This is a genomic window from Paenibacillus sp. AGC31 (assembly GCF_057334655.1).
Window position 1 is genome coordinate 34570 of the sequence record NZ_JBHFJH010000050.1, and the last position, 24000, is coordinate 58569.

Consider the following 24000-nt stretch of genomic DNA (forward strand, 5'->3'; position numbering starts at 1 on the left):
TGTAATATGTCTAAGGGATTACTGGTAGTGTTGTCCGGCCCATCTGGGGTCGGGAAGGGTACTGTATGCAGCGCTTTGCGCAAACGGGTGCCGGAATTGATCTATTCCGTATCGGCAACAACCCGTCAGCCTCGTCTTGGTGAAGAACATGGTGTGAACTATTTCTTCAGAAGTCATGAAGAGTTCCTGAACATGATTGCTGAAGATCAATTGTTGGAACATGCGGAGTATGTTGGTAATTATTACGGAACACCGCGTGATTTTGTGGAGAAAACGATTAACGAAGGCCGCGACATCATTCTGGAGATTGAGGTTCAAGGCGCGTTAAAAGTGAAAGAGAAATTCCCAGAAGGCATCTTTGTTTTCCTGCTTCCTCCTTCATTGGACGAGCTGAAAGATCGCATTCAGGGTCGTGGTACCGAAAGCCAAGCGACCATTGATCACCGGATGTCCGTGGCGGTTGATGAGATCAGTCTGCTGGAGCAGTATGATTACGCTGTTGTTAATGATGAAATTGATTTGGCGTGCAAGAGAATAGAAAGCATCATAATCGCCGAACATTGTAAGATCAATAAATAATCCCTTTTGCCGCTGCAGAATGCGATATAAGTGGGGCAGTTGTCATATCATATACTGAAGCACTCCTTCTCGGAATGCCCGGGTGTGAAGACATGCCACATCAGTTCTGTCAGGCGGCAACTTGCGATTATACTAATGCGAAGAGGTGTTTGTTAATATGCTGTATCCTTCTATTGATGAAATGATGAACAAAGTCGACAGCAAGTATTCCCTTGTTGTTGCTGCTTCCCGCCGGGCTAGACAGCTACGTGAAGGTGAAAAAACGGATTTAAGAGGTGCGAGATCGCATAAACAAGTTGGCGTTGCACTGGAAGAAATCTATGGAGACCTGCTCGTTGTCATCAAAGGACAGGACGAAGAAGAAGAGTAAGCCGCTTGCGGCTACTCTTCAACTGCATACGGCGTAAGCCGGATTAATTGACAACCGCGAGGTTGTTATTTTTTTACGAATAAGCATATTTTAACGGAATCTTCTTTAGACGTCGTATAAATATCGGGGGAAATAAACATGTTGAACGGTAAAAAAATCGTGCTTGGTGTGACTGGCGGCATAGCCGCTTACAAAGCGGCAACATTATGCAGCAGACTGGTGCAAAAGGGAGCGGATGTTCATGTGATCATGACAGCTTCCGCTACACAGTTTATTACCGAATTGACGCTGCAAACGTTGACCCGAAACACCGTATATACCGATACATTTGATGAACGTGAACCCGCAGTCGTATCTCATATTCATCTGGCCGATCTGGCGGATCTTGTTCTGGTTGCCCCGGCTACTGCGAATGTGATTGCCAAGATGGCACATGGCATGGCAGACGACATGCTCTCAACAACTCTTCTTGCGACGACAGCCCCTGTCATGATTGCTCCAGCGATGAATGTACATATGTATGATCATCCAGCTGTAAAGCATAATATGAACCTGCTTGTTGAACGGGGAGCCATGATGATTGAACCGGGTGAAGGTCTGCTTGCGTGTGGATATGTGGGCAAGGGACGTCTGGAAGAACCGGAGAGCATTGTGGATGTGGTGGAACGTTTCTTCGAACAGCGCGATTCTGCAGACATTAGTGGGCAGGGACAAGCTTCATTGTTAAAAGGCAAGAAGGTTGTTGTTACGGCTGGCGGTACGATTGAGCGCATTGACCCAGTACGATACATTACGAATGATTCATCTGGCAAAATGGGATTTGCCATAGCTGCAGCTGCGCGTGATCTGGGGGCAGATGTGAAATTGGTTATGGGCAATACCCAAGCCAAGCCACCGGAGAACGTTGAGTTGATCCCTGTACAGTCTGCACAGGATATGTATGAAGCCGTAACACGCGAGTGGGACGATGCTGATATCGTGGTTAAGGCGGCTGCAGTTGCCGATTATCGTCCAAAGGAAGTTTATACGGAGAAGATCAAGAAGAAAGGCGACACATTGTCGCTCGAACTTGTTAAAAATATAGATATTCTTGAAACGCTGGGCAAACAGAAGACCCATCAGTTTTTGATTGGTTTTGCTGCGGAGACTCAGTCGGTTGAGATGTATGCACGTGAAAAATTGGAACGGAAAAACTGTGATCTGATCGTAGCCAATGATGTAACCCGCACGGGTGCAGGATTTGGAACAGACACCAACGCGGTACATATCTATGACCGGGAAGGTTTGGTGGAGGAGCTTCCAGTGATGGCCAAGGACGATGTGGCTCATCGGTTGCTCCGGATTGCGGCGGAGCGCATTGCCGGGAGGAATTAGGATATGGAGATTGCCAAGGTCATAGTCGATGTTCCCGTGAAGGAAACAGACCGGCCGTTTGATTACCTGGTACCTGAATCGATGAGGGAATGGATCGAGATTGGCAGCCGGGTGGGTGTACCTTTTGGTCATCGGACGGTGCAGGGATTCGTGATTGATCTTGTGCCGCGTACCGGTGAGGAATCATTCAAGCTTAAGCAGATTCAGGAGTTGCTGGACATTGTTCCCCCGTTGTCAAAGGATTTGGTTGAGTTGGCCGAATGGATGAGTGGACGTTACGCCAGTAACCGGATTTTGTCATTACAGGTCATGGTGCCGACGGCATTGAAAGGGAAAGCAGAGCGATACATCTCGCTGGGAGATGCACTTGATGGACAGATGGCGGGTGCACAACCGGATGATGAGGTGTTATTTGTATGGGGAGAAGAGTCTACGACCGAGAAAGTACAGCAGGATATCATCCGTTTTGTCAAAAGTCGGGGTCAGGTACCGCTGCAACAACTGAGTCGAAAGTATCCCAATCATGCTGCACTAATTAAAAAATTATTGCTTGGTGGCGTGCTGCTGGAAAGTCAGGCCATCAAGGACAAGTTAAATAAAAAAACGATGAAGTCCGTTGATCTGGCTGTAGATATTGCTGCTGCTCAGGAAGCACTTGCTTCATTCCCGGCGAAAGCACAGCGGCAGAAGGAGATTCTGGCTTTTTTGCTGGAAATGAAAGAACTGCTACCCATGCCGATGAAAGAAGTGTTATCTACACTACAGGTATCGGCCGCAACGATTAAAGGTCTTGAGGAAAAGGGACTGATCGTCACCGAGGACGTTGAGGTCTTCCGTGACCCTTATCAGGGCAGGACGTTCAAAGCGACTGAACCGCTGGTTCTGACCGATGAGCAAAAACTTGTCTACGACAATATCAATGGCCGATTGCAGGAACAACGCCATGGGGTATTTTTGCTACATGGTGTTACGGGAAGTGGCAAGACGGAAGTCTATCTTCAAACCATTCAACAATGCATCGAACAGGATCGGCAGGCTATCGTACTGGTGCCCGAGATTGCACTCACACCACAGATGGTAGAACGTTTTAAAGGGCGATTTGGAGACCAAGTTGCTGTTATGCACAGTCGTCTGTCTGGTGGTGAACGTTATGATGAATGGCGCAAGATTCGTGAGGGTCAGGTGAAGGTTGCAATTGGGGCGCGTTCAGCTGTATTTGCTCCTTTCAGTCGGCTTGGGTTGATCATTATGGATGAAGAACACGAGACTTCCTACAAACAGGAGGAAACTCCGAAATATCATGCTCGTGATGTAGCGGTAAAAAGAGCACAGCAGCATCAGGCCGTGGTTGTTCTGGGTTCAGCCACACCTTCGCTGGAAAGTTATTATGCAGCACGCTCGCAAAGTAATGATGATTTTGCACCACTCTTGCTGGAGATGCCAACACGGGCGCTGGGTAACAAGTTGCCTGAAGTGCGAATCGTTGACATGCGTGAAGAGTTGAAGGATGGCAACCGCTCCATGTTCAGCAGGGCTTTGCACAAAGGGTTGGAGGAACGCTTGGAACGTGGTGAACAGACGGTGCTTCTGCTGAATCGCCGTGGATATTCGACCTTTGTTATGTGCCGAAGCTGTGGATATGTGGCAGGTTGTCCTGAATGTGATATTTCATTAACGTACCATCAGCGCTCAAATAATCTCCGTTGTCATTACTGCGGGTATGCGGAAGCGGCTCCGGAAGTGTGTCCGGATTGTGGAAGCGAGCATATTCGATACTTTGGTACAGGTACACAGCGAGTCGAGGAAGAGCTTGCCAAGCTCTTTCCGGGTATTCGGGTCATTCGGATGGATGTGGATACAACAACGGAAAAAGGGGCGCACGAGAAGCTGTTGAAACAGTTTCGTGAGAAAAAGGCGGATGTATTGCTGGGCACCCAGATGGTGGCAAAGGGACTTGATTTCCCGGATGTAACCCTGGTTGGTGTGATAACAGCGGATTCAGCGTTGAATTTACCTGATTTCCGTGCTGCGGAAAAAACGTTTCAGTTACTAACACAGGTAGCTGGCCGAGCGGGTCGGCACCAATTGCCTGGTGAAGTGTTTGTTCAGTCCTATACGCCGGAGCACTACTCCATTGGTCATGCGAGTCAGCATGACTACGTGTCGTTTGTACGTGAGGAATTGCTGCACCGTCGCAATTTGCAATATCCGCCATACTGTCGCCTGATTCTGGTGACCTTTTCGCATGAGCAGCTTCCGGTATTGATTCGTCTTGCCGAGAATTACACGCGAATACTGAAAGAGAAGGCTAATGCGGCCGGATGGCTCGGCAGTCTGGATCGATTCAGCAATGATGCCTTTGATGTGCTGGGGCCGGTAGCGTCTCCGATTCCTCGGATCAAGAATAGATACAGATTCCAATGTATGATAAAATGGCGGGGGGATGTAGACGCCATAGGACTTGCTCTGGCTACGGCCCGGCGCATGGACGATGATGTTCAGGCGCAAAAATTGCTCATTAGTCTGGATGTAGACCCGCAAATGTTAATGTAAGCATTTTGCAGCAATGCGGATGTAAACAAGCGGTATAAACATAGATTAAATTGAATACCCCAAAATACAGATATCGTCCTGAAATTATGATGAGGATTAGGAAGGTGCTTACAACATGTCTATTCGCATTATCGTGCAAGAACCAGATGAGGTGCTCCACAAGAGAGCCAAAGAAGTAACCAAAATTACACCAAATGTACAAAAATTGCTGGATGATATGGCTGATACCATGTACGATGCAGAAGGTGTAGGTCTTGCTGCGCCACAGGTTGGTATTCTGAAACGTCTGATTGTTATCGACGCAGGTGATGAGCAAGGGCTGATCAAGATGATTAACCCGGAGATCATTGCAAGTGAGGGAGAACAATTTGGACCGGAAGGTTGTCTGAGTATCCCTGGAATTAATGGTGATGTTCGCCGTTTCGAGACCGTTACGGTTAAAGGTCTGGATCGTGAAGGCAAAGAGCTGATTATTACGGGTAGTGGCTTGCTGTCCCGTGCATTCCAGCATGAGATTGATCATCTGGATGGTGTACTCTTTACGGATGTCGCCGAGAAAGTGTACGAAATTGCAGCCGATCAAACGGGACCGCGTCGTAATTAAGGAGTGATCGATTTGAATATTGTTTTTATGGGAACACCTGAATTTGCAGTTCCTTCTCTCGATATGCTGATGGCAGAGGGATACAATGTGGTGGGTGTGGTGACTCAGCCTGATAAACCACAAGGACGCAAAAAAGTACTTACGCCAACACCGGTTAAGGCCGCGGCAGAACGCCACGGTCTGCCGGTGTTTCAACCTGTTAAATTGCGTGATCCGGAAGCCGTAGCCCGCTTGGCTGAATGGAAGCCGGATCTGATCGTGACCGCGGCCTTTGGACAGATTCTGCCCAAAGCTGTGCTCGATATGCCTGTTCGCGGCTGTGTGAACGTGCACGGCTCTCTTTTACCGAAATATCGGGGAGGAGCACCGATTCAACGTTCCATTATTAACGGGGAATCCGTGACAGGAGTCACATTGATGTATATGGCTGAAGGCCTGGACACCGGAGATATGATCTCGCGTGTGGAACTGCCAATTACGGATGAAGATACATCAGGATCGATGTTCGATAAATTAAGTGAGGCTGGTTCCAAACTGCTTCAGGCAGAAATGCCACGATTGATTGCAGGCGAGACAACGGCGGTCCCTCAGGATGATGCCGAGGCTTCATATGCTCGCAATCTGACTCGGGATGACGAGAAAATGGACTGGAGTCGTACTTCACGTGAACTGTTCAATCAGATTCGTGGTCTTGTGCCGTTCTCCGGTGCATTTACGATGTGGGATGATCAGGTCTTCAAAGTCTGGGCAACGGCTAACCCCGATCAGGTGGATCTGGCAACTTCTTCGGATGCTGGACAAGCAGAGCCGGGAACGGTGCTGCAATTGAACAAGGCAGGGATTGAAGTCCGCACAGGCAATGGGTCTCTGTGGTTGACTGAAGTGCAGCCGGCAGGTAAAAAGGTGATGCAGGCCGCTGACTTTGCTCGCGGTGGTACACTGAAACCTGGAACGGTGCTGCGATGAGTGGTAACATACCAGGTCGTTCGTCAGGAAAAGGCCAGAAACCTACTGGAAATTCATCCGGACGTGAAGGAAACCGTCGTCCGAATTCGGGTAAATCGGGTGGTGCATCGCGCTCCCAGCAACCCAAAACATCTGCTCGTACATTGGCAGTCAAGGTTCTGAGTGCAGTTGAGCAAGATGGAGCATACAGTAATCTGGAGTTGAACCGTCGTCTGAAAGAGGCGGATCTAAGCCCCGCAGATGCTGGACTAGCTACCGAACTGGTGTATGGAACAATTGCCAGATTGAATACACTTGATTATTTTCTGGAACGTTACGTCGCCAAAGGAGTAGCCAAACTGCAACCATGGGTTCGTAGCCTGCTGCGAATCAGTGTATATCAGATGATATACCTTGATCGTATTCCGGAGCATGCCGTGGTGAGCGAAGCGGTTAATCTGGCGAAGAAACTGGGCCATCAGGGAATCTCGGGCATGGTGAATGGTGTACTTCGCAATATGATCCGTAATCGGGATGAACTTCGTATTCCAGAACATCTACCCGTTGCCGAACGTATTTCACTGGAGCATTCCCACCCGTTATGGATGGTTGAACGCTGGATTGCCCAGTACGGCGAGGAGACGGCAGAAGCGATCTGTCGTGCGAATAATGAGCCGCCAGCGGTGAGTGTCCGGGTCAACACAACAATGACCACACGGGAGAAACTGATGCATGAGATGACCAGTACAGGTGCAGTCGTTGAAGCTTCTCAGCTGAGTCCCGATGGAATTCTTGTACGTAGTGGTGGAAACATGGCTCTAACGTCCTGGTATCGGGACGGGTTGTTCTCTGTACAGGACGAAAGTTCCATGCTCGTCGCTGAAGCGGTTGCGCCAGAAGTAGACCAACTTGTATTGGATTGCTGCGCAGCTCCAGGTGGTAAAACAGCTCACATGGCTGAGAAAATGCAGGATCGCGGTCGTATTGTCGCGAATGATGTACATGCTCACAAGCGCCAGCTGATCCTGGATCAGGCGGAGCGTCTCGGTCTGAGTTGCATCGATGCTGTAACTGGAGATGCGCTAGATCTGAATGAACGGTACCCGGAAGCGTCGTTTGACCGCATTTTGCTGGATGCACCATGTTCAGGTCTGGGTGTTATTCGCCGCAAGCCTGATGTGAAATGGACCAAAACCGTAAAAGATATCGAAGATATCGCAGGCTTGCAACGTGAATTGCTTGATCAGGTTGCGCCGTTGTTAAAACCAGGTGGTATTCTGGTGTATAGCACGTGTACCATTGAGCCTGCTGAGAATGAGGATATGGTTGCAGACTTCTTGAATCGACATCCGGAATATAGTCCAGCAGAAGCATCCGTCTGGTCTGAATCGGAGACAGCGAACTTTAAGGTTGTGAACGGAGGCGTTCAGATTTTGCCACAATACGCTCACAGCGACGGGTTTTTCATCGCACGGTTGACAAAAACAGCGGAATAACAGTTTAATAGAGCACGGAAGCATGACCGCCGAGGGGAACTTCGGCGGATTTCTTTGTGATGGGACTTCGATATAATTGTCAGAGAAAAGTGATGACAGGGTGCGATGGTGGCATTGAGGTGTTATAATGCATGAAGTACAGATATCAAGGGTATACATGGATGTAACGTGGTCTTTGTGATAGAATAGGACGAATGGAACGAAAAGAATGAAGCCAACGAAAAGAAAAGAAGGAATAGGTGTTGACAACAAAATGAAACCTTTTATATATGATTATTCTCTGGAACAACTGCAGCAATGGGCTGTGGAGAATGGGGAGCCGGCGTTTCGCGGTGGCCAAATCTTTGACTGGATTTATGTAAAACGCGTGAATGATTTCAGTGAAATGACCAATCTGTCCAAGCCATTACGTGAAAAACTGACAGAGCAATTTGAATTCGTAACGCTTAAGGAAATTACCAAGTTTGAATCCAAAGATGGAACGGTTAAATTCCTCTTTGGTCTTCATGATGATCATGCCATTGAGACGGTAATCATGAAGCATAACTACGGGAACAGCATCTGTGTAACCACACAGGTTGGTTGTCGTATTGGCTGTACGTTCTGTGCATCCACATTGGGTGGTCTCAAGCGTAACCTTACGGCTGGGGAGATTGTTGCCCAGGTTGTGCAGGCTCAGAAAATTCTGGATGAACGCAACGAGCGTGTCAGCAGTATTGTAATCATGGGTTCGGGTGAACCTTTCGAAAACTATGAAGCTACGATGACATTCCTGCGCATTATGATTCATGAAAAAGGGCTGAACATCGGTCAGCGTCACATCACGGTATCCACGAGTGGAATCGTTCCGAACATCTACAAGTTTGCGGATGAAGATACACAGATTAACCTCGCCATTTCGATCCATGCACCAAATGATGCACTTCGTTCGAAATTGATGCCGGTTAACCGTCGTTTTCCTTTTGAAGACGTGATGGAGTCCCTTCGTTATTATCTGGCCAAAACAGGTCGGAGAATTACGTTCGAGTATGCACTTATTGGTGGGGTAAACGACCAGCCAGAGCATGCAGCTGAACTGGCAAGTGTGCTTAAGAACATGTTGTGCCACGTGAATCTGATTCCGGTTAACCATGTACCTGAACGCAAATACGTAAGAACATCGAGAAGCGACATTTTCAATTTTCAGAAGATACTCTCGGAACAGGGTGTTAATGTAACCATTCGTCGTGAACAGGGACATGATATTGCTGCCGCTTGCGGTCAGCTTCGTGCAAAGCATATGGAGTTGAGGTGAGAACGTTTTGATCAAAACAGTTCATGTGAGCCATATCGGACGAGTGCGTTCGGTGAATGAAGATTCAGCCTGGATTCGTAATCTCGATACAGGATATATTCTGGGTATTGTTGCCGATGGCATGGGTGGACATCTTGCAGGGGATACGGCAAGCCGCTTGGCAGTAGAGACGTTGGTGAAAGATCTGGGAACACTGGAACCAGGTCTGTCACATGCGTCTCTGTCTGCGGCTCTCAGCGATGCTATTTTGCATGCCAACGAAGTTATCTTCCGCACGGCATCAACAGATGACAAGTATCACAACATGGGAACAACGGTAGTTGCGGCTTTATTGAACGATACGGAAGGTGTTATTGGACACATCGGTGATAGCAGAGCCTACAAAATTGCGAACAAAGCTGTGATCCAGCTAACCGAGGACCATACACTGGTGAATGAATTGTTCAAAAATGGTCAGATTAGCAAAGAGGATGTGTCCCATCATCCACGTCGCAACGTACTAACTCGTGCGCTTGGAACAGATGCCGAGGTGAAGGTAGATCTGGATACCGTCAAGCTGGAGGAAGGCGAAGTTCTTCTCCTGTGCAGTGATGGTCTCAGTAACCTGGTCAGCAATGAGCAGATTATTCAGGTTGCCGGCAATCTGGAACTGGCATTGGAAGATCGTGCAGACCGACTGCTTCAGTTGGCTTTACTTGCTGGGGGAGACGACAACATCACGCTTGCTTTGTTCGAGTTGCAGAGGGAAGGTTCCGTGGATACGGAAACGGGGTGTGAGTCATGATTGGGCACCAACTAGGCGGACGCTATGAAGTGATTGAGCGTGTCGGCGGTGGCGGCATGGCTCTTGTGTACAAAGCCCAGGATCTTCTCTTGAACCGGAATGTAGCGATCAAAGTCCTTAGACAACAGTTTGTGCATGACGAAGAGTTTATTCGCCGTTTCCGCAGGGAAGCACAGTCGGCAGCATCGCTGTCTCATCCGAATGTAGTTAGCATTTATGACGTGGGGCAGGAAGATGACGTTCATTATATTGTCATGGAGTACGTGGAAGGCAAAAACTTGAATGAAATTATTAAAGAACGCGCCCCTCTGCAGGTGGACGAATCGGTGCGAATCGCTTCCCAGATTGCAGATGCTCTTGATCATGCACATCATAATCAAATCATTCATCGGGATATCAAACCCCACAATATATTAATTGGCCGGAATGGCCGTGTGAAAGTAACAGATTTCGGGATTGCCCGTGCGGTTACATCTACAACGATTACGCAGACCGGTTCCGTAGTTGGTTCTGTACATTACTTCTCACCAGAGCATGCCAAAGGCATCGTTACTGGTGAAAAATCGGACTTATATTCTCTTGGGATCGTACTTTACCAAATGCTTACCGGGCAACTTCCGTTTCTGGGTGAAAGTCCAATCAGTGTGGCATTGAAGCATTTGCAGGAAGAGTTCGATGAACCACGCAAATTCAATCCATTGATTCCGCAAAGTGTGGAAAATGTCATCTTAAAATCCATGCGTAAAAATCCGCAGGAACGTTATCAGTCGGCCAAAGAAATGCAGACCGATCTGGAAACTTGCCTGATGCCGGAGAGACGTAATGAAACGAAGATTGATTTTCCGGATGAGGACGATATAGACCAGACTCGCGTTATGCCAGCGATCAAGCCTGAACCTCGTGGAGTTACATCGACGGGTGCAGTGCCTGTGATGGAGTCTGATGAAGAAACTGGCAAGGGTAAGGCAAAATCCAAGAGCTGGAAGAAGCCAGCTCTACTCATTTCATTAACCGTTCTTATTCTAATCGCCATGGTGGGCGTTGTATGGTATGTCAAAGGTATGCTGGTTGTACCTGAAGTAACCGTCCCTAACGTGATCACCCAGACAGAAGAAAAGGCTCGGGAAATGCTTGAGGAGAAAGGACTCGTCGTAAGTGATGAGGTCATCCGTCTGTACCAGGAAGGCGTCGAACCCGGTATCGTCTATGAACAGAGCAGAAAAGAAGGCGATGTTGTCAAAGAAGGCTCCGAGGTCCAGATCAGTGTTGGTGCAAAAAAAGAACTGGTGAAGATGATTGATGTCAAACAAGAGACTTATGACGAGGCTGTCAAGAAATTGACTAAGCTTGGTATTAAGGAAGATCAGATTCAGCGGAAAGATGAGTTCTCCAATGATGTGGCTTCAGGTACTGTTATTTCCCAGACACCTGGCGTTAATGAGGAATTCGATCCAGAGGCGGTTCAGATTGAGTTAACCGTAAGTAAAGGCACTGAAACGGTCAAAATGCCTGATCTGAAAAATCTTACCCGCAGTGAAGCTGAAGAAAAGCTTAAATCTGCTGGACTGGAACTTGCTCAGGTGCAGGAAGAACCAAGTTATACGATGGAAAAGGGCAAAGTGACGCAGCAATGGCCTGTGGAAGCGGGCACAGAGGTGAATCCTGGTGATAAGATTACGATCTTTATTAGTACAGGGTATCCACCTGAAGCGCTGCAATATCCTTTTGATATTAATGTATCACCCAAAGAAGAGGGCAAAAACAGTAAAATCCGTATCACATATGAAGACGCACGTGGCAAGAATCAGGAATGGGGAACACGCACCGTGAACTCAACCCAGACCTTGACCATTCCACTTGTGCTCGCTCCAAATGAAAATGGGGCTGTGTCCGTATATCGTGATGGACAGTTCCTGGATACGTATCTTGTCTCCTACAGTGAAGCCAAAAACGGAACAGTAAACGTACCTTCCATTGACCCGGAACAAAGCACCGAGACGCCGCCAGAAAATGAGCCTGATCCAGGTGAAGGTAGCGTTGATGAGGGAAGTGTTGATCCCAATCAGGAAGGTGAACCTGAGTCCACACCGGCAGACGGTGAAGGTGACAGTGTAGATGAGGACACTTCTGCCATGAATAATGGTAAGGGGCACGGCAAGGAAAAAGAGAAGAAAAAGGAAGTCATTAACGCATCAAGCCGTCCATAAGGGCGGCTTATGCTGGCGTCTGGAGTAAATGTACCACCATCTAAAGGAGGGCGACGGAGCTATGCCAGAAGGTATCATCGTTAAAGCGCTAAGCGGTTACTATTATGTCATGCCAGTGGAAGACAACGGGGTTCCTTCGGTTGAAGGTTCCGCCGTTCAATGTCGAGCCAGAGGTATCTTCAGAAAGCGGGGAACGTCACCGCTTGTAGGTGATCGCGTCAGCTACATGTTGACTGAGAACGGAGAAGGAACGGTTGATGAAATTCGGAAGCGTGAGACGGAACTTATCCGTCCTCCTGTAGCGAATGTAAGTTTGGCTGTTCTCGTGTTCTCTGTGAAGGAACCGGATATGAACCTGAACCTGTTGGACAAGTTCCTTGTTCACATCGAGCAGGCGGGGCTGGATGCACTCATTGTTTTGACCAAACTGGATTTGGCTGATCCATCCAAAGACACTGTTGCTGAAGTGAAAGCATTGTATGAACAGGTTGGTTATGAAGTGATTTCCACAAGTTCACGTACCGGTGAAGGAAGTGAATTGCTCAGAGATCGTCTGGCTGGTAAGATCAGCGTATTCTCCGGACAATCCGGTGTAGGCAAGTCTTCGATGTTAAATGCATTGATGCCGGGCCTGACGCTGGAGACAAATGCAATCAGCATGCGTCTGGGGCGAGGGAAACACACCACCAGGCACGTGGAGCTTATTCCGTTGGATAATGGTGGATTTGTTGCGGATACGCCAGGATTCAGCCAACTGGACTTTCTGGAGATCGGTGTGGAGGAACTCTCCACTTGTTTCCGGGAATTCGCCCAGTTTGCAGATCAGTGCAAATTCCGAGGTTGTACCCATACACATGAACCAGGCTGTCGTGTGCTTGCGGCCAAAGAGGAAGGTCTGATCTCCGAAAGCCGATATCAGCACTATGTGCTGTTCCTGACCGAAATGAAAGATAAGAAGCGGAGGTATTAACATGATTAAAATTGCCCCATCGATATTATCAGCTGATTTTGCCCGCCTTGGTGCGGAAGTTGCAGAAGCCCAAGCTGCAGGAGGAGACTGGATTCATGTTGACGTTATGGACGGTCATTTCGTCCCTAATATTACACTTGGACCTGCTATTGTGAAGGCAATTGCTCCACATACAAGCTTGCTGCTCGATGTGCATTTGATGATTGAGAATCCGGAGCGTTATGTTGAGGAATTTGCCAAAGCGGGTGCAGCGGTAATTACTGTTCATGCTGAGGCTTGTGTGCATTTGCACCGCGTTATTCATCTCATTAAGGAGCAAGGAGTGAAGGCAGGAGTTGCCCTTAATCCAGGAACGCCAGCGTCTGCCATTCTCGAAGTTCTGGATGATGTGGACATGGTTCTTGTTATGACGGTCAATCCTGGCTTTGGCGGACAGGCATTTATCTCGGGTACCATGAACAAAATCAAGCAGATTCGTACCTGGTTGAACGAAAAGGGACGCCATGATGTACATATCGAAGTAGATGGCGGGATTGCAGCCGATACAGCTCCACTTGTAGTGGAGGCTGGAGCAGATGTGCTCGTTGCCGGGAGTGCCGTATTTGGACGTGAGGATCGCGCTGCAGCGATTACTGAAATTCGCCGTAGCTACGGAGGCTGATCTATGACCTTCAAGGAGACACTGTGGACGATGGCTGCGAGTCTCGTGACGGGACTTGTGCTTGCTTTGTTTGCGGTTATTCAATCCCCGTTTAATGCCATTACGTCATTAATCGGGGTAGGCGTTGTTATTATGTATTTCCGCAAATTTGATCGTACCGGACATCGGGTTACTTTTGTCATATTCAGCATACTGTATTATGTACTGAGTGTTTTCATGATCGCTGTCTATCAATATATTCCTTCCCAAACGTAAATGAACTGATCTTCGGGCTTGTCATTGTGGAATAGGGATCGAAGGTTCCGCATAAATATGGTTACATGAGCAGGTTTCTCATGTAGCCTTTTTTGTCGTGTTTGAGGTGAAGAAGGCCTGAAGCATAGGATACGGCGGACGCATGAGCATGATGGGGAGGGTGAATTATGAAATTTTACACATTCAAACTGCCGAAGTTTTTGGGAGGGTTTGTAAAGGCGATACTTAATACGTTTCAAAAGAACTGATCCGATTGATAAGGTAACAGGGAATACCGCCGCTTTGGCTCAGGCTTATCTGGAATTCGTACCTGCGAAGCGCCATGCGGCGGCCATTCACATGTTAATGAGCGTATTCAAGAATCCTTTTTTTGAATACCAAAAAAGCACCTGCAAGGAACAAGGTGCTTTTTGCTTACCCGATTTATAGTAGCTTTGCGTGATTATACGCGAGTCACTTTACCGGCTTTCAGTGCACGGGTGCTTACGTATACACGTTTTGGTTTGCCGTCAACGAGAATGCGGACCTTCTGAACGTTTACGCCCCAAGTACGACGGTTACGGTTGTTAGCGTGGGATACGTGGTTACCGGTGCCCGGTTTCTTACCTGTCACATAACATTTGCGAGACATAGATTACACCTCCTATCCTAAAATAACCAGTTGCCTTCAGAAACGAAAAGTCATTCCATAAGGGCTAAATTGTTCTTCCTGATCATAAAGATCAGGTTTCAGTAGCTAATGGCGTTGTTTAAGCCGGCATGAACCGGATCATTTCCATTACTTAACCTGCATAAAACAATACTTGAATATAATATCATAATTAAAAAAGCTTCGTCAACTGATCCAAAAACTTTATTTATTTCTCCTGTCTAATATAGTACAATGTTGAGTAGTCCATAATACAGTGGTGAACAGGCTGTTGCCGCGAGGAAGTCGGAGAATAAACCGTACTTAGAGGTCGGTGGTCTGCTTTTTGGCAACGCTGTGAGCTGCGGCATTCCATCATTGGCACCAGTCTCCATGCGGCATTCATGCCGGCTCTTGATACCGGTGCATATCCGTATGCCCCGAAGTTAGGGGTGCAGAGAGTGCAGGATATTGGTAGTCCGGCCGCCCAGACCGTTAATCCGGCTGACATGTTGTATTGTATGCCTGTGCCGGACAAGGTATGGACGAAGAATAACGCAGTCCGCGTTAGCGCATGAACAGACCAGACACATCTTGGTGCAAGGTGTTCGTGTATCAAGCTAGGAAGGGGAATTCTCACTTGAGTATACGTTCTTTAAATGGAACAGATTTCACCGCAATGGTACTTGCCGGAGCGGAACAACTTGGACAGCATGCAGAGCACGTCAATTCCCTGAATGTTTTCCCTGTGCCGGATGGTGACACGGGAACGAACATGAATTTGACAATGAGTGCAGGAGTCGCAGAGATTAAAAGAAAAAGTTCTGCCTCCATCGGCGAAGCTGCCGGTATTCTATCGAAAGGCCTGCTTATGGGCGCACGGGGGAATTCAGGTGTTATTCTGTCGCAATTGTTCCGTGGTTTTAGTCGTTCAGCTGCTCCCTATGAGGAACTGAATACGCTCCAATTTGCAGCAGCCCTGCAGAACGGTGTTGACGCAGCTTACAAAGCAGTCGTAAAGCCCGTTGAAGGGACCATTCTTACCGTAGCCAAGGAAGCGGCGAAACATGCCAACTACTACGCAAGACGGACGAATGATATTACTGAATTAATGAATGAAGTTTTGTTAAAAGCAAAAGAAGCACTGGCAATGACTCCGGAATTACTGCCTGTACTGAAACAGGTTGGTGTTGTGGATTCAGGTGGTCAGGGGCTTGTATATATCTACGAGGGCTTTATGGAAGTATTGCTGCAAAGTGACGGAGGGAATCATACTTCGTTGAACAAAGAAGTAACCCCATCCTTGGCAGCATTTGCTTTGAAACCGGCTGCACCGACAGAAGTGGATATCAAGAAGCCTGCACAGCAGCAGGTGATTGCACCAGAGATGCCATTGTCTGCTCAGGCGAGATTGGAAACGGAAGATATTGAGTTCCTTTATGATATGGAATTTTTCATTAACCGTGAGCTTGGAGAGAACGCAGGAGTGGCATTTGATGACGAAGCATTCCGGAAAGCGTTGTCAGTTAATGGAGATTCGATCATTATTATTGCCGATGATGAAGTCATTAAAGTTCATGTCCATTCCAAGACACCAGGCGATGTATTAAACCTGGCGCTGCATTATGGGGAGATTACACAGATTCATATTCTTAATATGCGTGAACAGCATCGGGATCTCCTCACAGCAGGCATGGACATCGCTCCATCACCTGAATTGTTTGCAGAGATTCCACCTGAGGCGGCGCGCAGTATGGAAGAGGCTGTGCTTCCTGCAGATGAGATGGCACCGTATGGTTTTATTGCGGTATCCTCCGGTGACGGTATAGCAGAGATCTTCCAAAGTCTTGGCGTTGATGTCGTTCTGTCCGGTGGACAGACGATGAATCCGAGTACTGAGGATTTTGTAAAAGCCGTTCGTTCCATTTCTGCGGAGCAGGTGTTTATACTCCCGAATAACTCGAATATTGTACTGGCTGCGGAGCAGGCTCGTGAACTGCTTGAAGATGAGCGCCGGGTTACGGTTATTCCAAGCAAAACCATTCCACAGGGGATGGCTGCTGCCTTTGCTTTCCAGGAAGATGAGTCTGCGGAAACAAACCGTGATCAAATGTTGGAGGCCATTAGCCGGGTACAGTCCGGTCAAGTGACTCATGCGGTTCGTGATACGCAATATGATGAATTAGATATTAAGGTGGGGCACTATATCGGTATTCATAACTCCAAAATTGTAGCGACGGATGAAACCATGCTTCAAGCATGTGAAGGTCTGCTCAAACAGATGATGGAGAGTGGAGATGAAGTGGTGACGATCCTTGAAGGGGAAGAAGCGGACCCTGAGGTTACTGCTGCCCTCGCTGCATGGCTTGAAGAACAGTATCCTGATGCTGAGGTAGAGGTACATCTTGGAGGACAGCCTGTATATTATTATTTGTTCTCCGTAGAGTCCTAATAGCACTCTAGCGAAGAGGAGGAGAGTCATGAGCCACAAGGTTGCGATAGTAACAGACAGTACGGCAGATATTCCCGAAGAACTCATTCGCAAATACGGAATTCACATTGTTCCGCTGCGTGTTCTTTTCGGTGAAGAGACCTATGCAGATGGCGTTGATCTGACTTCTGAACAGTTCTACGAAAAATTGAAGAAGGTATCTGTGTTGCCTACAACTTCACAGCCATCTCCAACTGACTTCATGAATGTGTACCAAGCATTGCTTGATGAGAACCCGGAACGCCCGATTGTATCGATCCACCTGTCATCCGGCATGAGTGGTACCTACCAATCGGCCATGCTTGGCAAGTCTTTGCTGGAGCGTGAGGGTGACATCACCGTGCTGGATTCGAAGTCAGCATCGTATGGATACGGTCTAATGGTAGTACAGGCTGCTGAACTTGCCGAACAGGGCAAGTCAGCAGTCGAAATCACTACTGCCATTGAAGGGATGCAACAATCTCGCCAATTGTTCTTTCTCGTGGATACCCTTGAGTATCTGCAAAAAGGCGGTCGGATTGGCAAAGCTTCAGCCATTTTGGGAACGTTGCTTAACATTAAGCCGATCCTGTCTATTGATGAAGAAGGCGTTATCTACGCAGTTGAGAAAGTCAGAGGTCATAAAAAAGCAATGGCACGCATTATTGAGCTGTTCCAGAAGGATCTTGCAGGCAAACGGGTTAACCTGGCGGTAGGTCATACCGCTGACCCGGGATCAGCGATCGCTTGTGCAGAACAGCTGCGGGGTCATTTTACACTGAATGAAGTGATCTATACCAATATTGGAGCCGTAATAGGCAGTCATGTTGGACCTGGTGTCATTGCGATCTTTATGTGGCCTGTTCCGGAATGAGGGATTAGACATGAAATTGGAAGAAATATCAGTTAAGCAAATTAACGGCGTGAGTGCTCTCAAAGAGGGAGAGCTTCACGCCTTTGGCATCTCTACTGTTAAAGACCTGCTTGAATATTATCCGTTCCGTTACGAGGATTATCGTCTGCGTTCCCTTAGTGAAGTGAAGGATGGGGACAAGATTACGGTCCAGGGACAGGTGATGGGTATTCCTGTATTACAACGATACGGTAAAAAGTCCCGTCTGACCTGTAAGATCATGACGGAAGAGTGGATGATTACAGCAACGTGGTTCAATCGCCATTTCCTCAAAGAGCAGCTTACGCCCAATCGGGAGATTGTGATTACGGGAAAATGGGAACAAAAACGTATGCAGATGACCGTGACTGACTCGGAGTTCCCCGATAAAGGGGATGGGCGTTCAGGTACACTGCAACCTGTATACTCGGTAACCGGCAAGCTGACGCAACAATGGATGAGGAAAACGATCAATCAGGGATTAATCCAATTCGGAGATATGATTCCTGAGATTCTGCCTCAGTCCTTGATGAAGAAATACAGCTTGATGCCTCGTAAACAAGCGATTGCTGGAATTCATCGTCCACAGGACAACCGGGAAGGTCAACAGGCCAGACAGCGGATGGTGTATGAAGAGCTGTTTCTGTTCCAGTTGAAAATGCAGGCGTATCGTGCGTTGAACCGAAATCGCATGGATGGTGTAGTGCATACCACGGACAATACGACGATTCGTGAGTTTGTACGAAGTTTACCTTTTGAATTAACAGATGCACAGAAAAAGGTGGAGCTTGAAATTCTGCATGATATGCGTTCGCCCTATGCGATGAATCGTTTATTGCAGGGTGATGTGGGATCGGGTAAAACGGTTATTGCGGCAATTGCGCTATACACGACTGTTCGATCTGGGTTCCAAGGGGCTCTGATGGTGCCTACGGAGATTCTGGCGGAACAGCATATGCGCTCACTGCAAAAGCTGTTTGAACCGTTTGGGGTAACTGTAGGGCTGTTAACGGGCAGTGTAAATGGACGTAAACGTAAAGATCTGATCGCCTCGTTGCAAATGGGCATGATTGATATCGTGGTGGGTACACACGCCCTGATTCAGGAAGATGTTTTCTTCCGTGATCTGGGTCTTGTGGTGACGGACGAGCAGCATCGCTTCGGGGTGAATCAGCGCAGCGTTTTACGACGCAAAGGATATAATCCGGATGTGTTAACAATGACGGCAACGCCTATTCCACGGACACTTGCGATTACGGCTTTTGGGGATATTGAGGTATCCACGATCTCGGAACGTCCGAAAGGACGGATTCCCATCTCCACGTATTGGGTTAAACACGATATGATGGAGCGGGTGCTCGGTTTTATCTCCAGAGAAGTGGATCAGGGCCGGCAGGCCTATCTAATCTGTCCGCTCATTGAAGAGTCGGAGAAGTTGGATGTGCAGAATGCCATTGATCTGCATGTGCAGATGCAGCAGAACTTTCCAAAATATCGTGTAGGTCTGCTGCATGGACGGATGACAGCCGCGGAAAAAGAAGAGATGATGCGAGACTTCTACAGCAATGATATTCAGTTGCTTGTCTCCACCACCGTTGTCGAGGTCGGGGTCGATGTGCCAAATGCCACGTTGATGGTCATTATGGACGCGGACCGCTTCGGTCTCTCCCAGCTGCATCAGCTTCGTGGTCGGGTCGGTCGTGGTGCGCATGCTTCCTATTGTGTACTCATTGCTGATCCCAAGACGGAGGTCGGACAGGAACGTATGAAGGTTATGACGGAAACGGAGGATGGATTCGAGGTATCCCGGCGTGACCTCGATCTCCGGGGTCCGGGTGATTTCTTTGGTACCAAACAAAGCGGATTGCCTGAGTTCCGTCTTGCCGATATGGTTGCCGATTTTGCTGTGCTCGAACAAGCCAGAGATGACGTGACCCACTTAATTGAGGATGCGACCTTCTGGACCTCTATGGACTATGCACCTCTGCGTGATTTCCTACAGCAACAGCAAGTATTCAAGGGTGATCTAATTGACTAATGTATGCCATAATAGCGAGTTTTTCATATTACCTTTGTAAAAAAAGACAAGTGTACAAGCCCTCCCGACATATGAATAAGAAGTGAGTTCATTCTTTTGGGAGGTGCTATACGTTTTGGGTTATCAACAATATGGAATTAGTCCGCAGCTGGTGGAGCGGATCAAATTAAAGATGAAAAATCCCGCTGTCAAAGAGCGTATCAAAAAGTTGATTGATGGCGTAACCAAGTCTGATCTGCAAGATAAGGCCAAGGTCAGAAGGTTGGTCAAGTCTTCCGCTGTCATTATGAATGAGAACTTCTCTCCGGCGCAGGAGGAACAGTTTGTTGCGTTTGTGCTCGCGCAGAAGATTGATCCGAACAATACGTTTCATTTGATTAAGCTGTGGGGGATGTTTAGGTAGGGATTTGGTGTAATGTTGGGTGGGTTAAAGAGCTTTGTTTACACGGGGGCACTACGAGTGCAGTACCATCTTTCGATCGCTGTTATCCCCGGATTTTTTTGATTCCCTTTTCTAAAGGGTAAAATCCGGGGATAAAGGCGCACGCTTCGCTTCTTCAGATTGGTTCTGCCCTCTCCGTTGTTGTGTAAACGAAAGTACTTTAGAAAAGCCAAATTACACTCAAGTTGGTGTGGTAATGTAAAGAAGGGTGTTCCATTAAGTCATCTGACTAATGGAACACCCTTTTTTTGGTGGAGGTAGGGATGAAGATCGTTTTAGTTGGACTTTAAATAGTGTTTATGTATTTTCATCCGCTGCACTTTTACTTTTATCTTGGAAAGAGCTGATGAATATTAAAGTTATGAGTAGAACTACAATTATAGTGCTGTTATAAGGATCTTCTTTCAGGATGTAGTCCTGTACAATTAAAGTCAGGATTGAGATAAATAAAATAATTTGCAGGACAAGTCTTGTTGAGCGATCAGGGTTATTGGATCGTCTGGAGACAACATACAGGGTAAGCCATATTAGGCTAAAAAGTAGAAGTGAACCCAGGAGTAGAATGGCAAGCATGCATGAACACCTTTCTGTGATTAAATTCATTAATAATTGGAATAACATGACAACTAATTATAACATAGGTTTTTCTGAACTCGGACATTTTCATAGAAGTTAAGGGATGAACTATGGTGTGAATGGTGCAATATAGTTGATGTATTTTCACAGGATGGACTTTGCTTTCCTTCAGGTGGAGCGGTAAACTGTTGCATACGAGCCTTATGGATTAATGTCCTGGATTTTACGTCAAAAAGGCGTGGCTATGTCGGTATGCATTTTATTTTCAGATAGATGTGGAGGAAGTACGATTGGAGATGTTTACGATGCTGCTGGGTTTATTTGAACGGGCGGCGCTGTTGATTATATTTTTATTCTTTCTGTCGAGGGTGCCAAGGTTTAGGCAGATTCTGCAAAAAGGGAAATTAAGGTGGCAGGAGTCTATTGCGGTTACCTTGTTATTCTGTGCTTTTGCCATTTTCGGGACATATACGGGCATTAATGTTGAAGGTTCATTGGTAAACGTACGGATCATCGCCGTGTTATCGGGTGGTATTTTGTTCGGAGCGCCTGTGGGTATTATTACGGGGATTGTCTCCGGGGTGCATCGGTATTTGATCGATATGGATGGAGTCACAGCTATACCGTGTCTAATCACAAGTATCCTGGCAGGTCTGGTTTCTGGATATATACATAAGTACACGCCCAAGCCTAAGCGATGGATCATCGGTATTGGTGCTGGAATGATCTGTGAAGCGCTGACGATGTTATTAATCCTGCTATTTTCCTATCCCGATCCATTGGGTGCCGATATTGTCTCGCAGATTGCGCTGCCTATGATTCTGGGTGAAGTCAACATTGGGCTTATTGTGCTCTTGGTGCAGAGTGTTGAAGGGGAAAAGGAAATGATTGCAGCTCGTCAGGCGAAGCTCGCGCTGGAGATTGCAAACAAAACCTTGCCGTATTTCCGTTCGATTGATGAGGATTCTCTGCGCAAGATCTGCCGGATTATTCAGGAGGATATTCAGGCTGATGCGGTTGCAATTACGGATACCCGGAATGTACTGGCTTATGTAGGATTTGGTGAGGAACGATATCATATCGGTAATGAAATTATTAGTGAGATGACCAAGAAGACGATATCCAGCGGGGAGATTACGATCAGTAATGATGTCATTGATGAAAAAACACCCGATATCCACTCGCTGTTAATCATTCCGCTCAAAGAACGAGGAGACATTACAGGTGCGCTCAAAATCTATTATCGCAAAGCGTACAAAATTACGTATCCATTACAAACGATGGCTGTAGGTCTATCGCAGATCATCTCGACCCAGATGGAGGTATCGCGGGTAGAAGAGATCAAGACTGCTGCCAACAAAGCAGAGCTGCGTGCATTGCAGACGACCATACATCCTCATTTTCTATTTAATGCGCTAAATGCGATTGCATCGTCCATCCGAACCAAACCGGATCGAGCGCGCGAGTTGATTGTGAATCTATCCGGGTACATGCGTTACAATCTGGAGCTGTCGGATGAGTTAATTGATATTCATAAGGAACTGGAGCAGGTCCGCAATTATGTAGAGATTGAGAAAGCCCGCTTCGGCAGCCGACTGAATGTGATCTATGAGATTGATGAGGTCGTGGTGCATATTCCGAGTCTTGTTATCCAACCGCTCGTCGAAAATGCAATTATTCATGGCATTCTCAAGGTGAAAGGACCCGGGACTGTTCGAATTCGGGTACAGGATTATCCGGAGTTTGTACGAATCAGTGTCAGTGATACAGGAGCAGGCATCAGTGCAGATATTATTGAACGTGTCTACCACGACCGTATGCCTGGTAACCAGATCGGGCTATATAATGTGCATCGCCGGGTCAAACTTATTTACGGACAAGGTGTAACCATTACTAGGCTGGAACAAGGAACCGATATTTTATTTGATGTGCCCAAAGGAGATGTCGTAACAAGGTGATGATGGATCAATGAGAGCTCTTATTGTGGAAGACGAGATTCTGGCAAGTGAGGAATTGAATTATTTAATCCAGGAACATAGTCAGATTGAGGTGGTGGATCGCCTTGAAGACGGGCTGGATGTACTTAAGTTTTTGCAGGAACAAGAAGTAGATGTTATTTTTCTCGATATCAATATTCCCTCGCTGGACGGTATGATGCTTGCACATCATATTGGGAAGTTTGCAACGAAACCCTACATTGTATTTACTACGGCGTATAAGGAACATGCAGCGGAAGCCTTTGAGTTGGAGGCGTTTGATTATATTCTGAAGCCGTATGACGAGAAACGAATTGCTGCAATGCTCCATAAGCTGGAGCTCGCATTCAAACGTGATCATACGCCGGTGGAGCAACATGTTGAGGATGGACCAGCTACTATGGTGGACGGATCTGCTGCACAGGGAGATCTGTTACGAGAACGAGATACGAATTCCCATACAGACAGAAGAATTAATCTGCTGCGGAATGACAATATTATTGTTACGGATACGGCAGACATCTACTATGCGGAAGCGCAAGAGAAGGTGACGAAGGTATATACCAAAAATGGGGAGTTCACCATGCCAGTGAGCATATCGGATTTTCACAGCCGTCTGCCACAGGATATGTTCTTTCGCTGCCACCGTTCGTACGTCGTAAATCTGTCGCAAATCCGTGAAATTGTACCTTGGTTTAACAATACGTATCTGCTCCGTCTGCGCGATTTGGAAGCTGAAGTGCCCGTGAGTCGCGGGAAGGTCAAAGAATTCAGGCAACTCATGCGCATCTAGAAGCATTTCATTCCGCATCTGATGCAACTCATGCTCAAAACGGTGTGATGAATCCCCTTTCATGTATGATTAGCTTGTGAACGCATTCATGTA

21 protein-coding genes are annotated in these 24000 nt (G+C 47.3%); 20 read left to right on the plus strand and 1 reads right to left on the minus strand.

Annotated features, from left to right (window positions below):
- Nucleotides 1–6: 6 nt before the first annotated feature.
- The 14 genes from gmk to spoVM all read left to right on the plus strand — a co-directional run bounded on the left by gmk (nucleotide 7) and on the right by spoVM (nucleotide 14340).
- A complete protein-coding gene (gene gmk, locus ACE04G_RS30120; protein WP_024631121.1) occupies nucleotides 7–579 on the plus strand; it encodes a guanylate kinase in 573 nt (190 codons plus the stop codon).
- A 157-nt stretch (nucleotides 580–736) separates the two neighbouring features.
- On the plus strand, nucleotides 737–949 hold the full coding sequence (gene rpoZ, locus ACE04G_RS30125) for a DNA-directed RNA polymerase subunit omega (RefSeq protein WP_036614619.1): 213 nt from the start codon (nucleotides 737–739) through the stop codon (nucleotides 947–949).
- 138 nt (nucleotides 950–1087) lie between these two features.
- Nucleotides 1088–2323 carry a bifunctional phosphopantothenoylcysteine decarboxylase/phosphopantothenate--cysteine ligase CoaBC gene (gene coaBC, locus ACE04G_RS30130; RefSeq protein ID WP_221825318.1) on the plus strand — a complete coding sequence of 412 codons (1236 nt, stop codon included), beginning with the start codon at nucleotides 1088–1090 and terminating at the stop codon, nucleotides 2321–2323.
- A gap of 3 nt (nucleotides 2324–2326) precedes the next feature.
- Nucleotides 2327–4876 (plus strand): primosomal protein N', encoded by a 2550-nt coding sequence (gene priA / locus ACE04G_RS30135; protein ID WP_047843685.1) that lies wholly within the window; start codon nucleotides 2327–2329, stop codon nucleotides 4874–4876.
- Nucleotides 4877–4991: 115 nt separating this feature from the next.
- Entirely contained in the window at nucleotides 4992–5480 is a 489-nt protein-coding gene (gene def, locus ACE04G_RS30140) for a peptide deformylase (RefSeq protein ID WP_017687449.1), read from the plus strand.
- Nucleotides 5481–5492: 12 nt separating this feature from the next.
- On the plus strand, nucleotides 5493–6446 hold the full coding sequence (gene fmt, locus ACE04G_RS30145) for a methionyl-tRNA formyltransferase (RefSeq protein WP_449005365.1): 954 nt from the start codon (nucleotides 5493–5495) through the stop codon (nucleotides 6444–6446).
- Nucleotides 6443–7921, plus strand: a complete 1479-nt coding sequence (gene rsmB, locus ACE04G_RS30150) for a 16S rRNA (cytosine(967)-C(5))-methyltransferase RsmB (RefSeq protein WP_449005366.1) — start codon at nucleotides 6443–6445, stop codon at nucleotides 7919–7921. Before fmt ends, rsmB begins: the two co-directional genes overlap by 4 nt.
- A 253-nt stretch (nucleotides 7922–8174) precedes the next feature.
- A complete protein-coding gene (rlmN, locus tag ACE04G_RS30155; RefSeq protein ID WP_017687452.1) occupies nucleotides 8175–9215 on the plus strand; it encodes a dual-specificity RNA methyltransferase RlmN in 1041 nt (346 codons plus the stop codon).
- A 7-nt stretch (nucleotides 9216–9222) separates the two neighbouring features.
- A complete protein-coding gene (locus tag ACE04G_RS30160) occupies nucleotides 9223–9999 on the plus strand; it encodes a Stp1/IreP family PP2C-type Ser/Thr phosphatase (protein ID WP_017687453.1) in 777 nt (258 codons plus the stop codon).
- Nucleotides 9996–12206: a Stk1 family PASTA domain-containing Ser/Thr kinase gene (gene pknB / locus ACE04G_RS30165; protein WP_221825307.1), complete on the plus strand. Its 2211-nt coding sequence runs from the start codon at nucleotides 9996–9998 to the stop codon at nucleotides 12204–12206. Before ACE04G_RS30160 ends, pknB begins: the two co-directional genes overlap by 4 nt.
- 61 nt (nucleotides 12207–12267) lie before the next feature.
- The gene (gene rsgA, locus ACE04G_RS30170) at nucleotides 12268–13176 is read left to right on the plus strand and encodes a ribosome small subunit-dependent GTPase A (protein ID WP_047843681.1); all 909 of its coding nucleotides are present in this window, start codon (nucleotides 12268–12270) and stop codon (nucleotides 13174–13176) included.
- 1 nt (nucleotide 13177) lies between these two features.
- Nucleotides 13178–13837 (plus strand): ribulose-phosphate 3-epimerase, encoded by a 660-nt coding sequence (rpe, locus tag ACE04G_RS30175; RefSeq protein ID WP_449005367.1) that lies wholly within the window; start codon nucleotides 13178–13180, stop codon nucleotides 13835–13837.
- A 3-nt stretch (nucleotides 13838–13840) separates the two neighbouring features.
- On the plus strand, nucleotides 13841–14092 hold the full coding sequence (locus tag ACE04G_RS30180; protein ID WP_221825304.1) for a hypothetical protein: 252 nt from the start codon (nucleotides 13841–13843) through the stop codon (nucleotides 14090–14092).
- Nucleotides 14093–14259: 167 nt separating this feature from the next.
- A complete protein-coding gene (gene spoVM / locus ACE04G_RS30185) occupies nucleotides 14260–14340 on the plus strand; it encodes a stage V sporulation protein SpoVM (RefSeq protein ID WP_019424875.1) in 81 nt (26 codons plus the stop codon).
- Nucleotides 14341–14534: 194 nt separating this feature from the next.
- On the opposite strand, the gene rpmB is transcribed toward spoVM, so the two are convergent.
- Nucleotides 14535–14723, minus strand: coding sequence for a 50S ribosomal protein L28 (rpmB, locus tag ACE04G_RS30190; protein WP_017687459.1), 189 nt, complete (start codon nucleotides 14721–14723; stop codon nucleotides 14535–14537).
- A 637-nt stretch (nucleotides 14724–15360) separates the two neighbouring features.
- On the opposite strand from rpmB, the gene ACE04G_RS30195 reads away from it, so the two are divergent.
- From ACE04G_RS30195 to ACE04G_RS30220, 6 genes are all read left to right on the plus strand, one after another.
- Nucleotides 15361–17172 (plus strand): DAK2 domain-containing protein, encoded by a 1812-nt coding sequence (locus tag ACE04G_RS30195; protein WP_449005368.1) that lies wholly within the window; start codon nucleotides 15361–15363, stop codon nucleotides 17170–17172.
- 28 nt (nucleotides 17173–17200) lie between these two features.
- Nucleotides 17201–18064: a DegV family protein gene (locus ACE04G_RS30200; protein WP_449005369.1), complete on the plus strand. Its 864-nt coding sequence runs from the start codon at nucleotides 17201–17203 to the stop codon at nucleotides 18062–18064.
- Between the two features lie 10 nt (nucleotides 18065–18074).
- The gene (gene recG / locus ACE04G_RS30205) at nucleotides 18075–20120 is read left to right on the plus strand and encodes an ATP-dependent DNA helicase RecG (protein ID WP_076250891.1); all 2046 of its coding nucleotides are present in this window, start codon (nucleotides 18075–18077) and stop codon (nucleotides 20118–20120) included.
- A 115-nt stretch (nucleotides 20121–20235) separates the two neighbouring features.
- The gene (locus tag ACE04G_RS30210; RefSeq protein WP_036614589.1) at nucleotides 20236–20523 is read left to right on the plus strand and encodes a stage VI sporulation protein F; all 288 of its coding nucleotides are present in this window, start codon (nucleotides 20236–20238) and stop codon (nucleotides 20521–20523) included.
- Nucleotides 20524–21443: 920 nt separating this feature from the next.
- Nucleotides 21444–23096 (plus strand): LytS/YhcK type 5TM receptor domain-containing protein, encoded by a 1653-nt coding sequence (locus tag ACE04G_RS30215; protein ID WP_221825436.1) that lies wholly within the window; start codon nucleotides 21444–21446, stop codon nucleotides 23094–23096.
- A gap of 10 nt (nucleotides 23097–23106) precedes the next feature.
- Nucleotides 23107–23907 carry a LytR/AlgR family response regulator transcription factor gene (locus ACE04G_RS30220; protein ID WP_221825295.1) on the plus strand — a complete coding sequence of 267 codons (801 nt, stop codon included), beginning with the start codon at nucleotides 23107–23109 and terminating at the stop codon, nucleotides 23905–23907.
- Nucleotides 23908–24000 lie beyond the last annotated feature (93 nt).

What these genes read in the sequence shown, in the direction of transcription:
- gmk (WP_024631121.1), top strand. Translation starts at nt 7, where the DNA reads ATGTCTAAGGGATTACTGGTAGTGTTGTCCGGCCCATCTGGGGTCGGG.
- rpoZ (WP_036614619.1), top strand. Translation starts at nt 737, where the DNA reads ATGCTGTATCCTTCTATTGATGAAATGATGAACAAAGTCGACAGCAAG.
- coaBC (WP_221825318.1), top strand. Translation starts at nt 1,088, where the DNA reads ATGTTGAACGGTAAAAAAATCGTGCTTGGTGTGACTGGCGGCATAGCC.
- priA (WP_047843685.1), top strand. Translation starts at nt 2,327, where the DNA reads ATGGAGATTGCCAAGGTCATAGTCGATGTTCCCGTGAAGGAAACAGAC.
- def (WP_017687449.1), top strand. Translation starts at nt 4,992, where the DNA reads ATGTCTATTCGCATTATCGTGCAAGAACCAGATGAGGTGCTCCACAAG.
- rsmB (WP_449005366.1), top strand. Translation starts at nt 6,443, where the DNA reads ATGAGTGGTAACATACCAGGTCGTTCGTCAGGAAAAGGCCAGAAACCT.
- rlmN (WP_017687452.1), top strand. Translation starts at nt 8,175, where the DNA reads ATGAAACCTTTTATATATGATTATTCTCTGGAACAACTGCAGCAATGG.
- pknB (WP_221825307.1), top strand. Translation starts at nt 9,996, where the DNA reads ATGATTGGGCACCAACTAGGCGGACGCTATGAAGTGATTGAGCGTGTC.
- rsgA (WP_047843681.1), top strand. Translation starts at nt 12,268, where the DNA reads ATGCCAGAAGGTATCATCGTTAAAGCGCTAAGCGGTTACTATTATGTC.
- rpe (WP_449005367.1), top strand. Translation starts at nt 13,178, where the DNA reads ATGATTAAAATTGCCCCATCGATATTATCAGCTGATTTTGCCCGCCTT.
- ACE04G_RS30180 (WP_221825304.1), top strand. Translation starts at nt 13,841, where the DNA reads ATGACCTTCAAGGAGACACTGTGGACGATGGCTGCGAGTCTCGTGACG.
- spoVM (WP_019424875.1), top strand. Translation starts at nt 14,260, where the DNA reads ATGAAATTTTACACATTCAAACTGCCGAAGTTTTTGGGAGGGTTTGTA.
- rpmB (WP_017687459.1), bottom strand. Translation starts at nt 14,723, where the DNA reads ATGTCTCGCAAATGTTATGTGACAGGTAAGAAACCGGGCACCGGTAAC.
- ACE04G_RS30200 (WP_449005369.1), top strand. Translation starts at nt 17,201, where the DNA reads ATGAGCCACAAGGTTGCGATAGTAACAGACAGTACGGCAGATATTCCC.
- recG (WP_076250891.1), top strand. Translation starts at nt 18,075, where the DNA reads ATGAAATTGGAAGAAATATCAGTTAAGCAAATTAACGGCGTGAGTGCT.
- ACE04G_RS30215 (WP_221825436.1), top strand. Translation starts at nt 21,444, where the DNA reads ATGCTGCTGGGTTTATTTGAACGGGCGGCGCTGTTGATTATATTTTTA.
- ACE04G_RS30220 (WP_221825295.1), top strand. Translation starts at nt 23,107, where the DNA reads ATGAGAGCTCTTATTGTGGAAGACGAGATTCTGGCAAGTGAGGAATTG.